Source organism: Flavobacterium notoginsengisoli (genome assembly GCF_014207905.1).
GTDB lineage: Bacteria > Bacteroidota > Bacteroidia > Flavobacteriales > Flavobacteriaceae > Flavobacterium > Flavobacterium notoginsengisoli_A.
Window position 1 is genome coordinate 750,605 of record NZ_JACHLB010000001.1, and the last position, 24,850, is coordinate 775,454.

Sequence of the window (24,850 nt, forward strand, 5' to 3'; positions counted from 1 at the left end):
ATGGCAATTTTAAAAAGAATAGAAAATGATGAGCTTTATTTATATATGAATGGAGTTTTGATATTTAAGCGTTGGCTAAGTTCTGGAAATTCTATAATAATTGATGTTATGGCTTATGACAAATATACCTTGATGAGTTATAAAGATTTGCAATATGAGAATTCAAATGAATTGTTTTCAGTAAAAGCGAAGATTAAACTTAAAGGAACTAATGAAGGAGGAAGGAAACTTGGTATTGCTAGCGGTTATAGACCTGATCATATTTTTGAGTATGGAAATGATGGAAAAGTAAATCAAGCCTTTATGGGAGATATTATTTTTGAAAATCAATCGACTATTGAACCGGGCGAAGAAAAAATAGTTACAGTCAGATTTCTACTTAATCAACCAATTGAAAAATATCTTAATAAAGGACAAGTCTGGTGGATTCATGAAGGTCCTAATTTAATTGGTACTGCCGAAATTTTATAGAAAATTAACCGCAAAGGCGCAAAGTAAAAAGCGCAAAGTTCGCAAAGTTTTGTAATAAACCTTTGCGAACTTTGCGTAACCTTTGTGTCTTTGCGGTAAAACCTGACTACAAATCAAATCCTAAATTCACGCCCAATTTCATGGCAATAATTTTAGTAATTCTTTGTTTTAATTCTGGTATTTTGATGCTTTCGATAACGGCATTTGAGAATGCGTACATCAATAAAGCTTTAGCTTCTTTTTTCGGGATTCCGCGTGACTGCATGTAGAACATTGCTGTTTCGTCAAGCTGTCCAACAGTGCATCCGTGAGAACATTTTACGTCATCAGCAAAAATCTCTAATTGAGGTTTTGCGTTGATTGTCGCTTTATCACTCAATAAAATGTTGTTGCTTTTTTGGAAAGCATTTGTTTTTTGAGCTTCTTTTTCTACTAAAACTTTTCCGTTGAAAACTCCAGTCGAACGATCAGAGAAGATTCCTTTATAATCTTGGAAGCTTTCGCAGTTTGGCTGTGCGTGGTTTACTAAAGTATAATGATCAACGTGTTGTTTGTCATTCAAGATAGAAATTCCGTTAAGCGTACTTGTTAATCTTTCTCCGAAATGGTAAAAGTTTAAGTTGTTACGAGTTAAATTTCCTCCAAATGAGAAAGTATGAACAGAAGCGTGGCTTTCTTGCTGTTGAGAAACGTAAGTATTGTCTATTAAATTCGCTTCGCTGTTATCGTTTTGAATTTTGTAATAATCAACAATCGCACGTTTTTGAGCAAAAATCTCTGTAACAGAGTTTGTTAAAACCGGATTTTCATTCAAACTTTGGTGACGCTCAATAATTTGAACATGTGAATTTTCACCCACAATAACCAAGTTTCTTGGTTGAACCATTAAAGCTGCTTCATTTCCAGTTGAGAAATACATAATCTCAATTGGTTTGTCAGCCACTTTTTTCTTCGGAATATTGATAAAAGCACCTTCAATTGCAAAAGCAGTATTCAATGAAGTCAAGCTATCATCTTTACTAGCAATTTGATTGAAGTACGTATCAATAACCATTTTGTATTTTGGTTTTGTTAATGCCGAAGACATTAAACAAACGTCAATTCCGTCGTGAGTTGTAGAAGACAAATGCGAACTGAAAACCCCGTCAATAAATACTAATTTGTATGTATCAATTTCGTGTAAAAAGTATTTTTTTACCTGATTGAATTCGATTGCATTTTCCTGCTTTGGAAAAACCGTAAAGTCATTTTTTAGGATGGCGTTTAGCGATGTGTATTTCCAAGCTTCTTCTTTTTTGGTTGGGAAACCTTTATTTTCGAAGTTTTTTAAAGCATTTGTGCGTATGTCATGTAAATCTGAATGTACATCGACACGCTCTTCAAAAGCCATAAAAGACGATACTAATTTTTCTTTTAAATCCATTGTTCTTTTTAGTCTTAAAGTCGAAAGTCGAAAGTCGAAAGACTTTAGATTGTCGACTATTTTTGTGAAAAAATCATAAATTAAGCTGAGTCTAAAAAGACTTTACAACTTTCGACTTTATGACTTTTGACTCAAATATTTAATGAAACCGCTTAATAGTTTCGAAATCTCTGTGATCGATTCTAAAAGCATTTCAAATTCTTCTTTTATAATATATTCTAAATCAAAAGCTAGATATAATTGAGATCTAACTTCTCCTGCTGAGGCTTTGGCAACATATAAAAAATAAACAAATTCTTTATCTGTATTTCTCTCAAAACCTTCTGCTATATTTGATGATATAGAAAGTGATGCACGTCTTATTTGTCTAACAAAATCAAAGTCTTTTTTGAAAGTAGAATTTTCAGTAATCAAATATATTTTCTTATTGAAGATTCGAGATTTTTGCCAAGAATTTATTTCCTCAAAAGATTTGAATTTACTCATATTGTATTTTCGACTTTACGACTTTTGACTTTCGACTTTCAGACTGACTAATTCTCTGCTTTGATCCAGTCGTATCCTTTTTCTTCTAATTCGTAAGCCAATTCTTTTCCTCCAGATTTTACTATACGACCGTTGTAAAGAACGTGAACGAAATCAGGAACGATATAATCTAATAAACGTTGGTAGTGCGTGATCACGATAATAGCGTTTTTGTCGCTTTTTAATTTGTTTACACCATTTGCAACGATTCTTAAAGCATCGATATCAAGACCAGAATCGGTTTCGTCAAGGATAGCCAATTTTGGCTCTAACATTGCCATTTGAAAAATCTCGTTTCTTTTTTTCTCTCCTCCAGAAAAACCTTCATTTAAAGAACGAGATAAAAATTTACGATCGATTTCTAATAATTCCGATTTCTCACGAATTACTTTCAGCATTTCGTTAGCAGGCATTTCTTCCTGTCCGTTTGCTTTACGAGTTTCGTTGATAGCCGTTTTCATGAAGTTAGTAACGCTAACTCCAGGAATTTCTACCGGATATTGAAAAGAAAGGAAAACACCTTTATGTGCTCTTTCTTCTGGAGCTAAATCAGCAAGATCTTCTCCGTCAAGAATTACCTCTCCGTCTGTAACTTCGTAGTTTTCGTTTCCTGCAATAACAGCAGAAAGTGTACTTTTTCCAGAACCGTTTGGTCCCATTATCGCGTGAACTTCTCCAGCTTTAACTTCTATATTAATTCCCTTAAGGATTTCTTTATCACCAATCGCGGCGTGAAGGTTTTTTATTGATAACATTGTTCTTTATTTTATATAAATGTCAATTCTATTTTTGTTTGTTGGTTTAGGATGTTGGCATTAAAATGCGCGTGTCCTAAATATTCCATGCCTAAATAATCGGCGGTTTTTTTAAACGGAATGTAAAAGCTCTCTTCAATTTCATTGTCGTGTGAATTGGATATCACACCAATTTTCTTTCCTCTCAGTTTTCTTCCAGTTTCTTTTTCAATTCGGATCAAATCTGAAATCCTGTCGAAAAAGACTTTCATTATTCCGCTCATATTGTACCAATAAATGGGCGTTGCAAAAATTAAGGTGTCATATTTTTCGATAATTCCTCTAATTAAAGGCAAAAAATCATCGTCTATATTTTTGCTTTCGTAATCATAATACGAAATATTATAATCACTTAAATTAACGACATCAATATTATGTTCTTTTGAAAGGATATCTACAATTTTTGTTGTGTTTCCATTTTTTCGGGAAGAACCTAAAATGATGACTTTTTTGTTTTCCATCTTCAAATTATCCTACAGAACCTTCTAAAGAAATCTCTAATAATTTTTGAGCTTCAACAGCAAATTCCATTGGCAATTTGTTCAAGACATCTTTACTGAAACCGTTTACAATTAAGGCAATCGCTTTTTCAGTCGGGATACCTCTTTGGTTGCAATAGAAAACCTGATCTTCTCCAATTTTACTTGTAGTTGCTTCGTGCTCAATTTTTGCAGATGGATTTTTACTTTCGATATAAGGGAAAGTATGCGCCCCACAATTGTTACCCATTAATAATGAATCACATTGAGAAAAGTTTCTTGCATTTTCTGCTCTTGGCGAAATCTGCACTAAACCACGGTAGCTATTTTGAGATTTTCCAGCCGAAATACCTTTCGAAATAATAGTCGATTTAGTGTTTTTTCCTAAATGGATCATTTTTGTTCCAGTATCTGCTTGTTGGAAATTATTAGTTACAGCAATAGAATAAAATTCTCCTACTGAATTGTCTCCTTTTAATACACAAGAAGGGTATTTCCAAGTTACAGCAGAACCTGTTTCAACTTGTGTCCAAGAAATTTTAGCGTTTGTTTCGCATAAACCTCTTTTTGTAACGAAGTTGTAAACTCCACCTTTTCCTTCTTTATTTCCAGGGAACCAGTTTTGAACTGTAGAATATTTAATTTCAGCATCATCAAGTGCAATCAATTCAACTACAGCAGCGTGTAATTGATTTTCGTCACGGCTTGGAGCAGTACATCCTTCAAGGTAAGAAACGTAGCTTCCTTCATCAGCAATAACTAGAGTTCTTTCGAATTGTCCAGTTCCCGCTTGGTTGATTCTGAAATAAGTTGAAAGTTCCATCGGACATTTAACCCCTTTTGGAATATAACAGAAACTTCCGTCAGAGAAAACAGCTGAGTTTAATGCTGCGTAGAAGTTGTCTTTTTGAGGTACAACAGTTCCTAAATATTTTTTTACTAATTCTGGATGCTCTTTAATAGCTTCAGAAATTGGGCAGAAAATAATTCCTTTTTCTGCCAATGTTTTCTTGAAAGTTGTAGCTACAGAAACAGAATCGACTACAATATCCATAGCGATATTGTTCATTTTTTTCTGTTCGTCTACAGAGATTCCCAACTTTTTGTACATTTCTAATAATTCCGGATCAACATCATCCAAAGTTTTATTAGGATCTACTTGTTTTGGAGCTGAATAATATGAAATAGCCTGAAAATCTGGTTTTTCATAATTTACATTTGCCCATTCTGGTTCGATCATTTCTTTCCATGCGCGGAAAGCTTCGATACGCCACTCAGTCATCCACTCTGGTTCTTCTTTTTTAAGAGAAATTGCGCGGACGATTTCTTCGTTTAAGCCCACAGGGAATGTTTCAGATTCTATATTAGTATAAAATCCGTATTCGTATTCTTTAGTTTCGAGTTCGATTTTTAAATCGTCTTCTGTGTATTTGCTCATTATTTTGTTTATTGTCTAAAGTTTTGGAGTCTAAAGGTCGAAAGTCAAAAAGCAGTTTTAAGACTTTAGGACTTTCGGCTTTTGACTAAAGAGAGAATGATTCTCCACATCCACAAGTTCTGCTTGCATTCGGATTATTGAAAACAAATCCTTTTCCGTTTAATCCTCCAGAAAATTCTAAAATTGTTCCGGCTAAATAAAGGAATGATTTTTTTTCAACAGCAATTTGGATATCGTTATCTACGAATATTTTATCGTCTTCTCCTTTGGTTTTGTCAAATTTTAAATCATAAGACAAACCAGAGCATCCACCGCTTTTTACACCTACTCTCACGTAGTCGCTAGCAGCGTCAAAACCATCATCAGTCATCAGGTCGATGATTTTCTTTTTGGCAGTATCTGAAACTTTTATCATTGTTCTTAGATGTTTAATTTAATGAGCATTTTTCTTCTGTAGTGAAATTAGTACAGATTTAAAACGCTAATTTTCAATGTTAAATAGAAATTGTCTGCAAAGATACGACTTAAAAACCTTTTTCCATAACGGTTCACATTATTATAACAAATGTTAAAATAGATAATAGTTATTTTGCTAAAATCAGACCCGAAAATGACCCTATAAATACTAAAAATATTTATTTTCTTACTTTTTTTTATAATTACACACTTTAAATGTTAAAAAACCAGTATTTATACTGATGTAACTCTATGATTATTTGGTATTTTTGCGAAAAATTGTGACTAATTATGAAAAAACAAAATACAATAAAGTGGTTTAAACCGATGGTTGCTTTAATTTTTGTTTTAGGAGTAGGTGCTACAGTATTGGTTTTTAGCAGCGAAACAGATAATGAAGAAAAAGTGGCAAAAGAAGAAGTTGTCGCTAAAACAAATCCTATTATCAAGCCGGAATTAAGTGAGCAAATGAATATTTTAGATTCTTTAAATACTTTAAAGGAAGCTTACGACGTTGCTATTCTTGAAAAAAACACTATGTCCAGAGAGCTGGAATTAGAACGCAAAAATGTCGAAAATTTAATGCAGTTAATTAAAGTTTCTCAAAATCCGACGGCGGCTCAAATAAAAATCTACAGAAATCAACTTTTAGATTTGAAAAACTCTTTAGATACTAGAGTGCAGGAAATTAAGAAGCTGAAATTTCAAAATAAGAATCTTTTAACAGAAATAGAAAGTCAGAATGTTGTCATGTATCAGCAGAAAGCAGAAAATGACACTTTAGTTTCTAAACAAAAAAAGTTGGAATCAACTTTAAAAGATGCTTCTAAACTTTCTTTAAGCAATTTTAAAGTAGTTGCACTTCGCGAAAAAAGCTCTGGAAAAGAACTGGAAACCACAAAATCTAAAAGTGCGGATAAGCTTAAAATTAGTTTTACTATTAACGGAAATGCTGTAGCAAAAACAGGAAAAAAAGTATATTATATTCAAGTATTAGATCAGAAAAATACTGTTTTAGGAGATGATAAACTGATTGAATTTGGAAATAATAAGGCTTTGGTTTATAGTTTTATTGTGGCATCAGATTTTCAGGGCAAATCTGTAAATGTGTACGGAATTTTAAATGCAAATGAAAATCATTTTAAGAAAGGCACCTATTTTGTGAATTATTTCGACAAGCAGGAAATAATGGGAAGCACTTCAATCACATTAGAATAAAGCAAAAGTTTTTAGGGTAAAATTGTAGTAAAAAGTGATGGGATTTCCTAGCTTTGTTCTTTTACAAAACTACTCTCATGAAACTTTACCCTATAGAATCTGGAAATTTCAAATTAGATGGAGGCGCTATGTTTGGCGTTGTTCCTAAAACTATTTGGAACAAAACAAATCCTGCAGACGCTAATAATTTAATTGATATCGCCGCAAGATGTTTATTAATTGAAGATGGAAAACGTCTCATTTTAATTGACACGGGAATGGGCGATAAACAATCAGAAAAATTCTTTGGATATTATTCTCTTTGGGGTTCTCATTCTATTGATAAATCCTTAGCAAAATATGGTTTTAACCGTGATGATATTACGGATGTTTTTATGACGCATCTTCATTTTGATCATTGCGGTGGAAGTGTTCAATGGAATTCTGCTAAAACGGGTTACGAACCAGCTTTTAAAAATGCCAAATTCTGGACAAACGAAAATCATTGGGAATGGGCGACAAAACCGAATGCTCGTGAAAAAGCTTCTTTTTTGTCTGAAAATATATTACCAATGCAAGAAAGCGGACAATTGAATTTTATTGAAAGGCCAGAAACTGATTTTGGTTTTTCAAAAGAATTAAATTTTGATATTTTCTACGTTGACGGCCATACCGAAAAACAAATGATTCCGTACATCAAATACCAAGATAAAACCATTGTTTTTTGTGCCGATTTATTGGCAACAGCCGGACACATTCCGTTGCCTTATGTTATGGGTTACGATACTCGACCTCTACTGACAATGCCAGAAAAATCAAAATTTTTGAATGCTGCGGCAGATCATAATCATTATTTGTTTTTAGAACATGATGCACACAATCAAATTATAACGGTAGAACATACAGAAAAAGGTGTTCGTTTAAAAGACGTTTTTACTTGCGAAGCTATTTTTTAAACGAAAAGCAAAACATAAAAAAATCCCATTTCAAATATTGAAGATGGGATTTTTTAATTGAACTAAATTGGATGGTTTATTCTAGGATTATTTTTTTCGCAGAAGCGGCATCTCCATTAATCAAATAGACATAATAAACGCCTCTTGGCAAACCAGATAAGTTTATATTGTTATTGCTTTCGCCATTGTTAAAAGAGAACGATTTTACTAATTGACCTAACGAATTGTAAACGTTTGCTTTTTCTAAAACAAGGTTATTAATATGAACTTCACCTTTCGTCGGATTTGGATAAACTAATGCTTTTTCAAAAACAGAATCTTCAATACCTAAAGAGTTACAATCTGTTGAATAAACTGCTTTTGTATCTTTTTTATCTGCCCAATTTGCATTTGAATAATTTTCATCGTCGACATTAATACAAGTAAGTGACGAATTGTTTGTAAAATTAGAAACAGTCAAATCAAAATTTTTGTTATTCCCATTTTTTAAATTCAAATATCGCAACTCATTATATTGACAATCGAATTTACTTAGCATAACATTTTTACTTAAATTTAAAAAATCTAGTTTATTATTATTACAAATAAAAGTCGCTAAGGCCAAGTTTGAAGTCAACTCTAAATTTTCTAAGTTATTATTATTGCAAATAAAAGTCACTAAGGCCGAGTTTCTACCCGTATTTACGGTTCTCAGTAGATTGTTACTACAGTTAAAAGTGGTTAAAGCTACATTTCTACTTATGTCTACAGTCGTCAATTTATTATAGGAACAATTTAAATTTGTTAAGGCAGTATTGTAAAACAAAAATAGATCTTGAAAATCGGTAGGAATAGAATTATGACTTACATCTAAATAAGTTAGGGCTTTAAGGTAAGATGCATCTAGTCCTTTTAATCGATTTGTGTTGCAATCTAAATAAGTTAAGAATGTATTTTTGTAAAGATTCAAACCTTCCAGATCATTTTTAGGACAAAACAAAGTAGTTAAAACAGTATTTTCTGTTAAATCAATTTTGGAGATTTTATTTGAACCGCAATCTAAGTAAGTTAAAGATGTAAATTCTTCAATTCCTGTTAAATTTGTAATATTGCTGGAAGACACATCTAACGATTTTAGTGAAGATATATTGGTTGTAATTACTTTTCCATTTTTACCGTCAGTATCAATTCCCATATCTATCAATTTTTGCTCAAAAGCGGGATCAGGGATAAGAGTATAAGGAGTATTTTCACCACTGCAGTTTGAGTTGTAAAAAGCTTTTGGATCTTTATTAGCATCCCAACTCGAAGTGCTATAAGCGTCAACATTAATGCATGTCAAGTTTGGATTGTCGAGAAAGTTACGTTTACTCAATTTAAGGTTATTACCATTTTTTACATTCAGATTAAACAGATTGTTAGAGTTGCAATAAAAAGTAGTTAGAGAAGCATTATTAGAAACATCAAGATTTGTTAACTTATTTTTGGAGCAATCAAAGTAAGCCAATTTAGTATTCTTCGAAACATCTATCAGTGGCAATCGATTATTAGAACAATTAAGAATATTAAGATCAAGATTATTAGAAATTTCTAAACTAGTCAAAGAATTATAACTACAGTTTATTTCAGTCAGTTTTAAATTATTTTTTAGATTTAAATCTCTTATGTTTAGGCTATGACAACTTAAGATTTTTAAATTAATATTTTTAGAAATATCAAGAAAATCTATTGTAAAATTAGCTGAGCAGTTAAATGTTGTTAAAGCAATATTTTTTGAAATATCTATTGAAGACAACTTATTATTACCACAACTTAAGGAAGTTAATTCAGTAAAATCCTCAATTCCTGTAAGATCTGTGATGTTTTTGGAAGATAAATCAAGAGTTTTAACGGAAGAAATGTTTGATGTTAGTACTTTTCCAGAAAGATAACCTGAATCTAGTCCGAGATTTATTAGTTCTAGGCGAAATCTTACATCAGGAATAGCGGTGTACTTCCCATCACAAGCTAAGGCATAAGTAGCCCCAGATTCTTTGTTTTCCGTCCAATTTTTATTTGAATAAATTACGTCATCTACAGTGATACATTTCAAATCTTTATTTCCAGAAAAACTTAAATGATTAATAGAATTCCAGTAAAAAGCAGTATTATTTCCATTTTTTACATTTAAACTTGTTAGAGAGTTGTCTTTACAATATAAAGATGTCAAAGCTATGTTTTTTGAAGCATCCAGACTTGTTAATGAATTCGTTGAACAATCTAAAGTGACTAAAGCAATGTTTTTTGAAATATCCAGACCTGTTAGTGAGTTCTTGTCGCAAAGTAGCGTGATTAAAGCAGTATTTTTTGAAGTATTTAGACTTGTTAATTTATTAGATGTACATTGTAAATTGGTCAAGGCTAATTTTTCAGAAACATCAAGATTTGTTAGTTTATTATTATTGCAAATAATAGTACTTAAAGAGGAGTTTTTAGAAATATCTAAATTTGTCAGCAAGTTGTTTTGGCAATTTAAAGTAACTAAAGCAGTATTTTTAGTCAGATCTAAAGTTGTCAATTCTTGGCCTTGACAATTTAATAATGTTAATGCTGTAAAATCTTGGATTCCCGTCAAATCTTTAACTAAACCAACCCCATTAGTATTAGCTATAATGTTTAAAGAAGTTAATGTAGCAATATTAGATGTTAACACTTTTCCGTCTGTTGAGCCAGAGTCGTAACCAAGAGCAATCAAGTTTTTTTCAAAACTCAAATCAGGAATAAGAGTATATTGCTCGGTTCCTTTAGCATAAATCTGTACATAATCTATAGCGGCATTGAACCCTATATTATCAAGAGTATTTAAAGAAATACTCAAATCGTAAGATAAATTTTGATCTGGTGTGAAAGTAGTTTCAACAGCTGTCCAGTTGTTATTTTTGGCAAAATAACTGCTAGAAAGGGGTGTTGCACTTCCGTTTTTGTTGATGTTTAATACAATTGGGTGAGAAGTGTTATAATTACTGCTTAAGTATTTATATTTGAATTTAACTACATACGTAACTCCTGCGGTTAAAGGAACTTGTGTTGTAATTTTCGGAGCACTATTTGTAAAAGATAGCATCGCGCTGTTAAATCCGTCCCAATAATCTGCAGCATTTTGAGTAACATTGTTTTGAATTGTCCAATCGGACAATGCTGTTTTGCTTGTCCACTTTTCGAATCCACCATTTGGGACTAAATTCGTTTGAGCATAAAAAGTGAAATGTGCTAATAATAAAATTAAAAGTAGTTTTGTTTTCATAGGCTAGATTTGAAAATTTTTGGCAGTTTATTGACTTTATTAAAAACTTTTAAAATCCCGTTTTCAAACTATTGACTACGGGATTATTATTTGACTAATTATTCTACAATAATTTTTTTCGCGGATGCGGCATCTCCATTTATGAGGTATATATAATAAACACCTCTTGGCAAACCAGATAAATTTATAGTATTACTAGTTTCGCCATTATTGAAGACAAACGTTTTGACCAATTGTCCTAATGAATTATAAACGGTTGCTTTTTCTAAAACAATGTTGTTAATATGAACTTCACCTTTTGTTGGGTTTGGATAAACGATTGCTTTGTCGAAAACAGAATCTTCAATTCCTAAGGTGCATTTTGCAGAATAATTTGTTGTAGATTCTTTAATATTAGACCAGTTTGCATTAGCGTAATTTACATCATCTACCGTAATACAACTCAAAGTTTTAAGCCCTAAAAAAGTGGTTGTTAAATTAGAAGCTGTTTGTTTGCTCGTTACAGAAGAGATAATAAAATTTTTATTATTTCCGTTTTTAACATTTAAATCAGTTAGAGGATTTGCGACTACATAAATTACCTTAAGATTTACATTTTTAGAAAGATCTAAAGAAGTAATTTGATTTAAAGAAGCATTTAAAACTTCTAATAGCGTATTTTGACTAAGGTCTAAACTTTTTAGCTGATTGTTACTAACGTCTAAAGTTCTTAATTGTGTAAAATATTCAATGCCAGTCAAGTCTTTAATATTACTGTTTGAAAGATCTAAAGAAGTTATAGATAGCACATTGTCAATTGTAATTTTCCCATTTAAACCGTCAGTATCGATTCCTAGTTCGATTAATTTTTTTTCAAAATTAGGGTCAGGAATTAAGGTATGAGCGACACCACAATCTGTATTATATTGTGCTTTTTCATCTTTTATTGCTGCCCAATTTAAATTAGAGAAAGCTGCATCATCAACCTGAATGCAAGTTAAATCTGGATTGCCAGTAAAATTTGATGCTTTGTTATAAAAGTTTTTATTGTTTCCATTTTTTAAATTCAGACTTCTAAGTTTGTTATTGTTACAATACAAAGTGTCAAGATGGATATTTTTAGATAAATCTAAATTAGTCAATTGGTTATCTGAAACCCTTAATCCTTTCAAAGAAATAAAGCCATCTATTCCAGCTAAGTTTTTAATTGAACTATTGTTAAGATTGACAGATTTCAAATTTGAGATGCTTTCATTGAGTACTTTTCCATTTTTGCCATCAAGATCAATACCTAGATTAATTAATCTTTGTTCAAAATTTGGATCTGGAATAGCGGTAAAATGGCTGTCATCCATTTGTGAAGTGTATAAACCCATAATTTCTTCAGGAGTTAAAACACGATTCCAGATACCTATATCATCGATTGACCCTTTAAAAGCTTCGCTCTTATTATCTGGAAATCTTTCGCCTATTCTAAAAAGATTATTGGTAGTGGTATTTAGATTTACGGTTTTTTCATCTACAAATTTGCCATTTACATAAATCGAAAGATTTCGTCCATTATAGGTAAGTGTAAAAAAGTACCAGTCATTGTTGCTGTAGTTATAATTATTTATGTAGAAATCGTTATTAGAAAAATCTGCTCCAGTTATAGTTTGAAGATAACCTTTGCTATAAATTGAGAGGGCAAGTCTCTGTACATTTTCCAAATTGCCATAATTAAATATGCAAACTTCATGTTTATTTGAGCTAGAAAAAGGATTGTCGGTTTTAAACCATCCCGAAATTGTCCTTGAAGAATTACCAATAGGAATATTTGGAATAGATGCATTCATATAATCAGTAGATCCATTAAAACGGTATGCATTATTAGCTTTTCCAAATCTATCTGATGTTAGTGTAGCGCCAAAAGAAAGTGCATTTGATTTATTTCCGCTAACATCATTTGCATTTCCATTAAAAGGATAATAAGCAATAAGGCCATCCGTTGGTATTTGTTCTCCAACTGATATTTGTTCCACAATTATTTCTACTGAAGCTCTTGTACTTTCACAATTATTAATTGTTTGTGAAACGTAGTACTTACCTGTTTTTAGTAAAGTCGATGGTAATAAGTATTTTCCGTTTATTAGCGCATCGTACCATCTAAGGTAAGATCCAGAAGCTTTTATATTTGCGACAGTAGCAGAATTGTTAAAAGTTTGAATACTATTTGTTATTACGGGCGGGGCAACTTGTGCAGTTATGTTTGCCGCAATTAGAACTGAACACCCTTTGCTATCTTTCGTCATTACTTCATAATTTCCTGGAGGCAAATTAGAAAACACGTTTGAGCTTTGATAATTGCCAGCAGGTAAAATCGAGTATTGGTAAGGTGGTGTTCCTCCAGAAGCATTTATAGTTAAGCTTCCGTTTGTGCTATTACAGCTGGAATTTATAACAGTAGTTGTAGCAACAATAGGTGTTGGCTGCGGAACGCTAACGCTTTGTGAGATTGATACTGATTTTGCATCTTTTATAATGCACGTATAAGTACCAGCTGCTAAGCCTGTAATAGTTGCGGTTGTTTTTCCGTTAGACCAAAGAAAGGTGTAAGGAGCAGTACCGCCAACTACAGATGTTATAGATGCAGATCCAGTGGAGTCATTAAAACAGCTTAGAGCAATTACTTGTGTTGTGGCAGTTAAACTTTCGCTACAATTTACAAGCACTGGTGAATATCTATCAGTTGTGGTTCCGTCGCCTAACTGTGATGCAGAATTTCCTCCCCAAGTATATATATCGCCATCTAAGGTTAAAGCGCCTCCATGATTATTCCCACCAATACCCATAGCCCAATTATTTGACATTCCTATTTGTATGGGAACAAAACTTTTATCTGTTGTACCAATGCCAAGTTTTCCGGCATTATTATATCCCCAACTCCATATTGTTCCATCTGTTTTTGTCGCATAAGTACTATCAAAACCCGTCGCAACTGTCTTCCAATTTAGTGCTGTTCCGATTTGTACTGGTAGGATTCTAGTTGTACTAGTGCCATCTCCAATTGCTCCATTTCCATTAAAGCCCCAAGCCCACAATGAACCATCATTTTTTATAGCAATTGTGTGGTTAAATCCAGCAACAACAATTTTCCAGTTTGAGTCATTGCCAATTCGTGTAGGAACAATTTTGCTTATGGTACTATTATCTCCAAGTGTTCCATTTTTATTATCTCCCCAAGCCCATAAAGAGCCATCTTTTTTCAAAGCTACTGTATGGTTGTATCCAGTAGATATTATTTCCCAATCTTTGTCAGAACCAATTTGTACAGGAATGTTTTTATCAACTATTGTACCGTCTCCCAGTTGTCCAAATTCATTATTGCCCCAAGCCCATAAAGTTCCATCATTTTTAATTGACATGGTATGATGTAATCCTGTAGTAACAGTTTTCCAATTTTTATCAGATCCTACCTGTTGTATTGCATTGTAAGCTCCCATTGAGCCTGAACCGTTACCTATTTGGCCTATTTTGCCATAACCCCAAGCCCATAAAGTCCCATCGGTTTTTATAGCCATTGTATGTCCCCAACCAGCCGAAACTATTTTCCAGTTATTAGCAGTTCCTATTCTTGTTGGAACATTTTTGCTTGTCGTAGAACCTATTCCTAACTGTCCGCTTGAATTGTTACCCCATCCCCATAAACTTCCATCTGGTTTTAGTGCGATATTATAGCTATTTCCAGCAACTACTGTTTGCCAGCATTGTGCATTAATTTGCGAAAAGGAAAAGACTAAAATTAAAAGTAGAAATTTCTTCATAGGCTAAATATTAGGGTCATGTGTTAGATTTGGAACAAATACAAATGAATAAAAAAGTAAAAAAAAATCGCAACGCAAACGTAAGAAAATTATTCAACTTTTCCTTTGGTTAAACATTGAAATTATTTAACCAAAAAATCCCATTTTCAATATTCTGAAAATGGGATTTGAATTTGCCGATTAATAATTATTCAACGATTATTTTTTTCGCAGAAGCAGCATCTCCGCTAATTAAATACACAAAATAAACTCCTCTTGGTAAACCAGATAAATTTATAGTGTTACTAGTTTCGCCATTATTGAAGACAAACGTTTTAACCAATTGTCCTAATGAATTGTAAACCGTTGCCTTCTCTAAAGAAACATTGTTAATGTTAACTTCTCCTTTTGTTGGATTAGGGAAAACTGTCGCTTTGCTGAAAACAGAATCTTCAATTCCTAATGTACATGTTGCAGAATATGTAGCCGCAGTATCTTTAAAGAACACACTGCTCGAAGCCGCAAAAGAAGGATTGTCAACTGTGATACAAGTCAAAGATGTATTTTTATTTAATAATGCACCTGTGAAATTGCTGTTATTTCCATTTTTAAGATTCAATGTTTTCAATGCATTTTCCATCACATTCACGTAAACCAATTTGCTGTTTTTAGATAAATCTAAAGCAGTTATTTTGTTTTTGTTGGCTTGCAAAGTTGTAAGAGCAGTATTTGCAGATACGTCCAGTGTTGTCAATTCATTTCCGTGTGTGTACAATTCAATTAATTTTGAATTTTTAGATACATTCAATGAAGTCAAAAGATTGAATTGGCAGTTTAAAAACTCTAGAGAAGTAAAATCTTGAATTCCCGTTAAGTCTTTAATGTCACTCAATTGAACATTTAAGTCTTTTACATTTGAAATAGTTGAAGTTAAAACTTTTCCGTTTTTACCATCAATATCAATTTTCAAGGCAATCAATTCATCTTCAAAATTGCTGTCAGGAATAAGCGTAAAGGTATTACAGTCTTCTGTGAAATAAGAAGTTTTGTCTAGTTTTCCATTCCACTCATCATTAGAATATTTCGCATTATCAACCTGAATACAGCCCAAAGAAGCATTTTTAGTAAAGTTCACACTGAACCAATCCATATTGGTATTGAAACCATTTTTTACATTCAAAGAATTTAAATTATTGTTTGAAACATTTAAAGCCGTCAATGCTTTGTTTTTGCTAACATCAAGAGTTGTTAAGGCGTTGTAAGAGACATTTAATGTTGCCAATGCCGTGTTTTTGCTTACTTCAATATTTGTTAAAGTGTTGTAAGAGCAATCTAATGATGCTAATGACAGATTTTTGGTAATATCAAGATTTGTTAACGCATTATTAGAAGCATTTAATTCAGTTAATGAAAGATTGTTTACAAGATTTATAGCTGTCAGTTGGTTTGTACTACAGTTTAATGCTTTTAAAGAAACAAAATCTTGAATTCCTGTAAGATCTTTAATAGCGCTAGATGAAATATTTAATGAAGTTACAGAGGCAATACTTGAAGTAACCACTTTTCCATTTTTACCATCTTTGTCAATTTGCAGTGCGATCAATTTATCTTCAAAAGCAGCATCTGGAATTAAAGTGTAAGGTCTACAATCTACATTGTAATTTGCTGTTGCATCTTTAATAGCCGACCAATTAGTGGTAGAATAGCTTTCACTATCAACTTCAATACAAGTAAGTTTTGCGTTGTTTTTGAAATTTGAAAACGTCAAATCAAGCTTTGTATTATTGCCATTTTTTAAATTTAATGAAGTCAATAAATTGTTGTTACAAGCCAATTCGGTTATTTTTGGATTATTGGAAATATCCAAACTTGTAATTTGATTTTCAAAACAATCAAGCATAATCAACGCTGTATTTTTAGAAACATTAAGAGTAGTCAATTTATTTGTTTGACACATAAAATTTTCTAGTAGAACGTTGCTTGATACATCTAAACTTGTAATTTGATTGTTAAAACAATATAAAGTAGTTAAAGCTGTATTTGCTGTTAAATTTAGGCTAGTCAATTTGTTATTTCCACAATTTAGACTTGCCAATGCTTTGCTTGCAGAAACATTTAATGTAGTTAAAGCATTACTGCTAACATTAAGTTGTTCTAGTTTTGTCAAGGCTGAAATATCTAAAGAACTTAATTTGTTAGTGCCTAAATTTAAAACTTTAAGAGATTTATTGGCACTTGTATTTAATGAAGTTAATTCATTTTTTTGAGCATATAATTTTTCTAAAAGAGTATTTTTAGACAAATCAAGACTCGTTAAAACATTTGTTGAACAGTTTAAGTAAGTTAACGAAGTAAAGTCTTGAATTCCGGTAAGATCTTTAATGCTGCTAGATTGAACATCTAATGAAGTTACGCCAGCAATACTAGAAGTAACCACTTTTCCATTTTTACCATCTTTATCAATTCCAAGATCAATTAATTTTTGTTCAAAATTATCATCAGGAATTAACGTGTATTCATTACAATCTAAATTAAAACTTGTAATAGCTTCTTTATAAATTGACCAATTTTTAAGAGCATAATCAACTTCCGCAACCTGAACACATTTTAATTGGTAATTTAGTCTACTATCCAGGTAATTTAGGTTAGTATTTTTAGAAAGATCTACAGTAGTAAAATTGTTGTTCATTAAAATCAATTTTACTAATGCTTTATTCTCAGAAAGATCAATATTCTTAAATTCATTACTAGAAATATTTAACTCATTCAAAGCTATATTTTTAGTTAAGTTTAGTGTTGATAAATTGTTATTTCCGCAATCTAAAGTAACTAAGTTTATGTTGTTTGTAATATCCAGGGCATTTAGATTTACACCGGAACAGTTCAATGTTTTTAATGCAATATTTTTACTAAGATCTAAATTTAGCAAATCATGTGGTGGAACAGTTAATTTTTCTAAAGCAGTAAAACCTTCAATACCGGTTAAGTCACTAATTTTATCGTATGTTGAATATTTCAAATCAAGCTCTTTAACACTAGCGATTCGTGATGTTAGTACTTTACCGTCAAGTACGCCGTCATAACGTTTTAACATCAGTACTTTTTCAAATTCAACGTCCGGAATTGTTGTGTATTGAGGTGTTTGACATACAGAAGAATAATGAACCCAGCTTTCCTTACTAACAGACCAATTAGATTCTGAATATACAGGATCATCAACTAAAATACAGTGTAAACTTGGTGTTTGTGTGAGATATAAATTAGAAGGATTTATAATAGCATTATTTCCGTTTTTTAGATTTATAGTTTCTAAAGATTTGGCATCTGTACATCTTAACAATCTCATTGCAGGATTATGCGAAAGATCAAGATTTATTATTTTAGTATTAGAAATATATAGTTCTCTTAAATTAATATTATTTGAAAGATCAATGTTTTCAAGTAAAAAAGAATTGTTTATACTTAAACTTTTCAATGCTATATTAGCAGAAAAATCAAAACTAGTAGCTCTGGACGCATCAAAACTAATCGATTCAAGTTGCGGATGGCTGCTAAAATCAAAATTAGGGAGTTTTTGACCATTACATTCGAAAATTTTTAAATTTGGGTTATGAGAAAGATCTAAACTTGTAAATAATCCTGATCCTTCTTCTCCAGTGTTATAACCGCCAGAAGAAATAACTAATTCTTGTAAATTAACATTTGCGGTAACATCTATACTGCTTAATGAAGTTCTAACCAAAGATAGTTTTTCCAAATTTATATTTGAAGATACATTTAACGTGCTTTGTTTTAATCCGTCAAAACGGATTTCTTTTAAAGCCAAATTTTTAGAAAGATCTACAGTAGTTATATTATTATAATAAGATTTTAAGGAAGTCAATGACGTAAAATCTTCAATACCAGTCAGGTCTGTAATAGAGTCGAAAGAAAGGTACAAATCTGTTACTCCTGAAATATTGGCCGTATGCACCTGTCCATCTGGAGCTCCGGAGTCATAACCTAATGAAATTAACTTATTTTCAAAATTAACATCTGGTATTAGCGTATATTTTGGTCCAATTTCTGCCACATCAACAATAGAAACATTATCAACCAAAATTTGAGTTGCAGTTGTTCCTTTTATCCAAATGCTAATTTCTGCGTTTTGAGTAGTTGTGGCAACATATTCAAATTCAATTTTTTGCCAAGCAGAATTTAAAGAAGTTGTTTCTTCTTTTTTTGTAATAGGTGTTTTAAAAACATCAGTTTTTGTTAAGCTTAATTCTACAGAAGTTATCGTTCCCGAAACAAGCTTGTGATACATCGTAACACGATACGTTTTTCCTGATTGAGTCGCAAATGGAGAGCTATACATATTGTGGATAGTTCCACTTGTAATCTCCATTTTTGTACTTGAAGAGCCTTTTTGCGCATCAGAATCTTGATATAAAAGACCATTTGAGATACGGAACCAATCTGTTGGTTGCGACGTTGGAGTCCAAGTTTCAAAATCTCCGTTGGAGACTAAGTTTGTTTGCGCATAAAAAGAAAAATTTACCAATAAAAGTAACAAGAGTAGTTTTGTTTTCATAGAATAGGTTTAGAATTAGGTCGCGCAAGTTTAATGCATAAATTCGGAGATTCCTTACGTGATTCCGTAAGCGTCTAAAATTATTTTATAGAAGAAAAATAGTACTCAAATAATTGATTGGCTTTTTTGTCAGATAAAAACTAAGAATTTGATTTGTAAAGGGTTGTGTGGTATTTAAGATGAAATAATTTTGCTTAAAATTTCATAACACATTGTTAACAGTTAGTTTTTTGTAACAAAAAAGCATAATTTAGGCCCATCTTTTAACTTTACTTATATTTATAGATAGATGAGCCATATAAAACCTCTTAAATTATCTGCTTTTGCATTACTTGTTTTAGCAGGTTGCAGTGCAAGTTTGCAAGCACAAAATTCAGCTCCAAAACAGCCAGTTGTTGCTCCTTTGGCAGTTGTAAAAAAAGCACCAGTTAGTGAAAATGAATTAAAAAGATGGAGTCACCTTGATTTGGTAAAAGACTCTATTCCGGGAATGAGTGTAGACAGAGCTTGGGCTGAATTACTGCAAGGTAAAACAGGTAAAAAAGTTATTGTAGGTATTGTAGATTCTGGTGTAGATATCGAGCACGAAGATCTAAAAGGAATGATCTGGACAAACACAAAAGAAATTCCAGGAAACGGAATCGATGATGACAAAAACGGATTTATCGATGATATTCACGGATGGAATTTCCTTGGAGATGCTGTACATGAAAACCTTGAGTTAACTCGCGTTGTTAAAAAAGGAGACGACGGTTCTGCTCAATACAAAGAAGCTTTAGCACAGTATAATGAAAAGTATGAAGAAGCTTTAAAAGATAAAGAACAGGTAGATTTTTTACTTGAGGTTCACAATACAATCAAAAAAGAGCTTAATAAAGCAGATTATAAAATAGAAGATTTAAGCAAAATTACTTCAGCAGATCCAAATGTTTTAAGAAGTAAGGCTATCATGACTCAGATTTTTACAAATGCTGGACCAACTTTCAATCCAGAAGCTGATTTTGGTGAATACAAAGATCAGGTTTACGATCAGTTGAACTACAATTTGAATAAAGATTTTGACGGAAGAAAAATCGTAGGCGATAATCCAGAAGATATTAAAAACACGAAATACGGTAACAACGTTGTTTTTGGTCCAGATAAAGAAAAAGCACTTCACGGAACTCACGTTGCCGGTATTATCGCTCAAATTAGAGGAAATAATTTAGGTGGAGACGGAGTAGCTTCGCCAAATGTTGAAATCTTAACCGTTAGAGCCGTGCCAGACGGAGACGAGTATGACAAAGATATCGCGTTAGCAATTCGTTATGCAGTAGACAATGGCGCAAAAGTAATTAACGGAAGTTTCGGTAAAAGCTTTTCCCCACACAAACAATGGGTTTACGATGCGATTAAATATGCAGCTAAAAAAGATGTATTAATTGTTCACGCTGCAGGAAATGATGGTTACAATATTGATGAAGCAAAAAACATCAACTATCCGAACGATTCTGAAGATAACGTAAAAGAATTTGCTGATAATTTAATTACAATTGGAGCAATCAATAAAGAATACGGAGAAAATGTAGTGGCAAGTTTTTCAAACTTCGGGAAAATCAACGTAGACGTTTTTGCACCAGGTGAAGAAATTTATGCAACAGTTCCAAACAACCAGTACAAATATTTGCAAGGAACTTCAATGGCATCTCCAAACGCGGCGGGTGTAGCAGCATTGATTCGCTCTTATTATCCAAAATTGAAAGCAGCTCAAGTTAAAAAGATTTTAATGGATTCTGGAGTAGCGCTTCCTTCGAAAGTTGTTCTTGGAAAAAGTGAAAATCCACAAGAAAAACCAGTTGCAGTTTCTTCGGTAGAATCATCAAAAACAGCAAAAATGGTAAATGCTTACAACGCTTTATTAATGGCTGAAAAGATGTCTAAAAAATAAAGATTAATACACTATTAACCGAATGGAAGAGCGAAGGCTCTTCCATTTTCTATTACATATCTTACATGCGAAAAATTATTTTACTTTCTTTCCTAAGCTTAGGTTTTACATCAGCTTTTGCACAAAGCGCCCCATATTGGCAGCAACACGCCGATTACAAAATGGAGGTTTCAATGGATGTAAAAAACTATCAGTATAAAGGGAAACAAGAATTGGTGTATACCAATAATTCTCCCGATACTTTAAAAAAGGTATTCTATCATTTATATCCAAATGCTTTCCAGCCTGGAAGTGAAATGGATGCCCGTCTTCATTTCATCAAAGATCCAGATGCGAGAATGGTAAATAAAGTAAAAGGGGCTGATGGAAAAGAAATAAAACAAAGCCGTATTGAAACTTTAAAACCAAATGAAATTGGTTTCTTAAAAATTACAAACTTCAAACAAGATGGTGTAACGGCTCAAACAAGAGTTTCAAATACCGTTTTAGAAGTGACTTTGGCAAAACCAATTTTACCAAATTCTAAAACAACTTTCACTCTAGATTTTGACGGACAAGTGCCTGTTCAGATTCGTCGTTCTGGAAGAAATAATTCTGAAGGAATCGAACTTTCTATGTCACAATGGTATCCAAAATTAGCCGAATTTGATTTCGAAGGATGGCACGCAGATCCTTATATCGCAAGAGAATTTCACGGAGTTTGGGGTAATTTTGATGTAAAAATTACAATCGACAAAGAATATACAATTGGAGGTTCTGGATATTTGCAAGACAAAAATTCAATTGGACATGGTTACGAAGATGAAGGTGTAACAGTTACATATCCTAAAAAAACAAAAACATTGACATGGCATTTTATAGCGCCAAATGTTCACGATTTTACTTGGGCTGCAGATAAAGATTATGCACATGATATTGTAAAAGGACCAAATGATGTCGATTTGCATTTCTTCTACAAAAACACGCCAAAAGTGGCAGAAAACTGGAAACAGTTAGAGCCTTTAATGGTAAAAGTTATGGAATATTACAACCAAAGAGTTGGAGCATATCCGTACAAACAATATTCATTTATTCAAGGTGGAGATGGCGGAATGGAATATGCAATGTGTACTTTAATGTTAGGAAACGGAACTCTTGAAGGAATTCTTGGAACTGCAACACACGAATTAGGACACTCTTGGTTCCAACACATTTTGGCTTCAAACGAGTCAAAACATCCTTGGATGGACGAAGGTTTTACCACTTACATTGAAGACAGCGCTTTGAACGAATTAAAAGGAGACAAAAAAGAAGTTAATCCGTTTAAAGGAAATTATGCTGCTTATTACAGTTTAGTGAATTCTGGAAAAGAACAGCCGCAAACAACTCACGGAGATCGTTATGACGAAAATCGTCCATATAGCATTTCATCTTATATTAAAGGAAGTCTTTTCCTTTCTCAATTAGATTATGTAATTGGAAAAGAGAATGTTGATGCAACTTTAAAAAGATATTTCAACGATTTCAAATTCAAACATCCAACGCCAAACGATATCAAAAGAACAGCGGAAAGAGTTTCTGGAGCTGAGTTAGATTGGTATTTAGTTGATTGGACGCAAACATTAAACACAATCGATTACGGAATTAAAGACGTTGCCGATAACGCTGGAAAAACAACCGTAACTTTAGAAAGAATCGGAAGAATGCCAATGCCAATCGATTTAAAAGTGGATTATACAGACGGAACTTCTGAGACATTCTACATTCCGTTAAGAATGATGAATTTCATTAAACCCAATCCAAACCCGAACGAAAAAAGAACAGTTCTTGAAGACTGGGCTTGGGCACAGCAAAACTATAGTTTTACAATCGACAAAAACAAAACGTCAATCAAAAAAATCACTATCGATCCAAGCGGATTAATGGCTGATGTGAAACAAGCAAATAATGTTTTTGAAGTAAAGTAATTCTTCAAATTGATAATAAAAAAAATGCCGTTTAGAATTTCTAAGCGGCATTTTTAGTTTCAGGAGCATCACAAAAGGCACTTTAACAAACATGGTTTCCCGCTCTCGGCTATATCTCGCTGTTGCCCGACGTCGGGCCAGCAAGGATACCGCCTCCATCGGGGCTAGATACAAATAATTGGCTTGTTTTATAGATTCTCGCCATTCTTGTCATTTCGACGAAGGAGAAATCTTCACGAGAAACTCCACAAAGATTGGCTTATTATTGCGGAGCTACTTGCGAGGATTTCTCCTTCGTCGAAATGACAAACTAATAAGACTTTAGCTAATTATCCAAGTTAGGCTAAAGCCCTTTCGCTTTTAAAATAAAAAACCTCCAGCTAAAGCTGGAGGCAATTGAAATTTTCATTTGTAAGATAGTAAACAAATTGTATTGAAAACAGTTTAACTCAAATGCTCAATCATATCTTTTGTCATCGATTCCAAATCAAATTTATGATTCCAGTTCCAGTCTTCTCTTGCAGAACTGTCATCAATACTTGCCGGCCAACTGTCCGCAATTTTCTGACGGAAATCTGGATTATAAGTAATTTCAAACTCTGGAATATGTTTTTTAATTTCTGCTGCAATTTCAGTTGGAGTAAAACTCATTGCTGCTAAATTATAAGACGAATGAATTTTGATTTCTTCAACTGGTGCTTTCATAATGTTGATTGTAGCATCAATTGCATCATCCATATACATCATCGGCATTTTGGTTTCAGACGATAAAAAGCATTCGTACTTTTTGTCGGCAATTGCCTTATAGAAAATATCTACGGCGTAATCTGTAGTTCCACCGCCTGGAGGAGTCGACCAGCTAATTAAACCTGGATAACGAATACTACGAACATCAACACCATAAATATTATGATAATATTCGCACCATCTTTCTCCTGCTTGCTTGCTAATTCCGTAAACAGTCGAAGGTTCCATTACAGTATATTGTGGAGTATTTTCTTTTGGAGTTGTTGGTCCGAAAACAGCAATACTCGAAGGCCAGAAAATCTTCTGAATCTTTTTTGCTTTAGCTAAATTTAAAACATGAAAAAGTGAGTTCATATTTAAGTCCCAAGCAAATGCTGGATTTTTTTCGGCCGTAGCAGACAGAAGTGCTGCCATTAAATAAACATCGGTAATTTGATGTACTTCTACCAAATGTTCAATTTGATTAAAATCTAAAGCATTGACCACTTCAAAAGGTCCTGAGTTTACAACATCAGTATTCAATTTACGAATATCAGAAGCAATTACGTTTTCTGTTCCGTATATTTTGCGCAGCTTTTGGGTCAGTTCTGTTCCAATTTGACCGCAAGCGCCAATGATCAATATTTTTGGATTCATTTTTTGATGATTTTTTAGAAATACAAATATAACGTTTTCGCAATTACATGTGCGATTTAGAATTGTAAATTATAAATTTAACAATTAAAAAGATTGTTTGTTGGATTATTCGCTAATTGAAAAGTTAATTTTGCTATTGGTTTTGTTGCTAATTTTACTGTTTCGCGAATATTTTTTTAACGCAAAGCACGCTAAGATTTTGAATTAAGGCAATGTTATAAACACAAAGTTTGCAAAGCTGATTTAGCATCTAGCTTTG

Annotated in this window: 15 protein-coding genes; 5 read left to right on the plus strand and 10 right to left on the minus strand. The window is 32.5% G+C overall.

Going from position 1 to position 24,850, the window contains the following annotated elements:
* Positions 1-471, plus strand: coding sequence for a hypothetical protein (locus tag HNP35_RS03235; protein ID WP_184158510.1), 471 nt, complete (start codon positions 1-3; stop codon positions 469-471).
* Positions 472-577: 106 nt separating this feature from the next.
* Here the strand turns inward: HNP35_RS03235 and sufD are convergent, their stop codons facing one another.
* The 6 genes from sufD to HNP35_RS03265 all read right to left on the minus strand — a co-directional run bounded on the left by sufD (position 578) and on the right by HNP35_RS03265 (position 5,545).
* Positions 578-1,894: a Fe-S cluster assembly protein SufD gene (gene sufD / locus HNP35_RS03240; RefSeq protein ID WP_184158508.1), complete on the minus strand. Its 1,317-nt coding sequence runs from the start codon at positions 1,892-1,894 to the stop codon at positions 578-580.
* 117 nt (positions 1,895-2,011) lie between these two features.
* Positions 2,012-2,380 (minus strand): four helix bundle protein, encoded by a 369-nt coding sequence (locus tag HNP35_RS03245; RefSeq protein WP_184158506.1) that lies wholly within the window; start codon positions 2,378-2,380, stop codon positions 2,012-2,014.
* A gap of 47 nt (positions 2,381-2,427) precedes the next feature.
* Entirely contained in the window at positions 2,428-3,174 is a 747-nt protein-coding gene (gene sufC / locus HNP35_RS03250) for a Fe-S cluster assembly ATPase SufC (RefSeq protein WP_008466070.1), read from the minus strand.
* 11 nt (positions 3,175-3,185) lie between these two features.
* Positions 3,186-3,674 (minus strand): flavodoxin family protein, encoded by a 489-nt coding sequence (locus tag HNP35_RS03255; RefSeq protein WP_184158504.1) that lies wholly within the window; start codon positions 3,672-3,674, stop codon positions 3,186-3,188.
* Between the two features lie 7 nt (positions 3,675-3,681).
* Positions 3,682-5,130: a Fe-S cluster assembly protein SufB gene (gene sufB / locus HNP35_RS03260; RefSeq protein ID WP_184158502.1), complete on the minus strand. Its 1,449-nt coding sequence runs from the start codon at positions 5,128-5,130 to the stop codon at positions 3,682-3,684.
* Positions 5,131-5,215: 85 nt separating this feature from the next.
* Positions 5,216-5,545, minus strand: coding sequence for a HesB/IscA family protein (locus HNP35_RS03265; RefSeq protein ID WP_012023267.1), 330 nt, complete (start codon positions 5,543-5,545; stop codon positions 5,216-5,218).
* A gap of 332 nt (positions 5,546-5,877) precedes the next feature.
* On the opposite strand from HNP35_RS03265, the gene HNP35_RS03270 reads away from it, so the two are divergent.
* On the plus strand, positions 5,878-6,804 hold the full coding sequence (locus tag HNP35_RS03270; protein ID WP_184158500.1) for a hypothetical protein: 927 nt from the start codon (positions 5,878-5,880) through the stop codon (positions 6,802-6,804).
* Positions 6,805-6,881: 77 nt separating this feature from the next.
* Positions 6,882-7,739, plus strand: coding sequence for an MBL fold metallo-hydrolase (locus tag HNP35_RS03275; RefSeq protein ID WP_184158498.1), 858 nt, complete (start codon positions 6,882-6,884; stop codon positions 7,737-7,739).
* Positions 7,740-7,815: 76 nt separating this feature from the next.
* On the opposite strand, the gene HNP35_RS03280 is transcribed toward HNP35_RS03275, so the two are convergent.
* From HNP35_RS03280 to HNP35_RS03290, 3 genes are all read right to left on the minus strand, one after another.
* Entirely contained in the window at positions 7,816-11,001 is a 3,186-nt protein-coding gene (locus HNP35_RS03280) for a T9SS type A sorting domain-containing protein (RefSeq protein ID WP_184158496.1), read from the minus strand.
* Between the two features lie 98 nt (positions 11,002-11,099).
* Complete coding sequence (locus HNP35_RS03285) at positions 11,100-14,783, minus strand: LamG-like jellyroll fold domain-containing protein (protein ID WP_184158493.1); 3,684 nt, start codon at positions 14,781-14,783, stop codon at positions 11,100-11,102.
* A 187-nt stretch (positions 14,784-14,970) separates the two neighbouring features.
* Entirely contained in the window at positions 14,971-19,335 is a 4,365-nt protein-coding gene (locus HNP35_RS03290; RefSeq protein WP_184158491.1) for a T9SS type A sorting domain-containing protein, read from the minus strand.
* Between the two features lie 289 nt (positions 19,336-19,624).
* Here HNP35_RS03290 and HNP35_RS03295 point away from each other — a divergent pair, with 289 nt between their 5' ends.
* Positions 19,625-21,262, plus strand: a complete 1,638-nt coding sequence (locus tag HNP35_RS03295; RefSeq protein ID WP_184158489.1) for a S8 family peptidase — start codon at positions 19,625-19,627, stop codon at positions 21,260-21,262.
* Between the two features lie 65 nt (positions 21,263-21,327).
* Positions 21,328-23,208, plus strand: a complete 1,881-nt coding sequence (locus HNP35_RS03300; protein WP_184158487.1) for a M1 family metallopeptidase — start codon at positions 21,328-21,330, stop codon at positions 23,206-23,208.
* 444 nt (positions 23,209-23,652) lie between these two features.
* On the opposite strand, the gene HNP35_RS03305 is transcribed toward HNP35_RS03300, so the two are convergent.
* Entirely contained in the window at positions 23,653-24,591 is a 939-nt protein-coding gene (locus HNP35_RS03305; protein WP_184158485.1) for an L-threonine 3-dehydrogenase, read from the minus strand.
* Positions 24,592-24,850 lie beyond the last annotated feature (259 nt).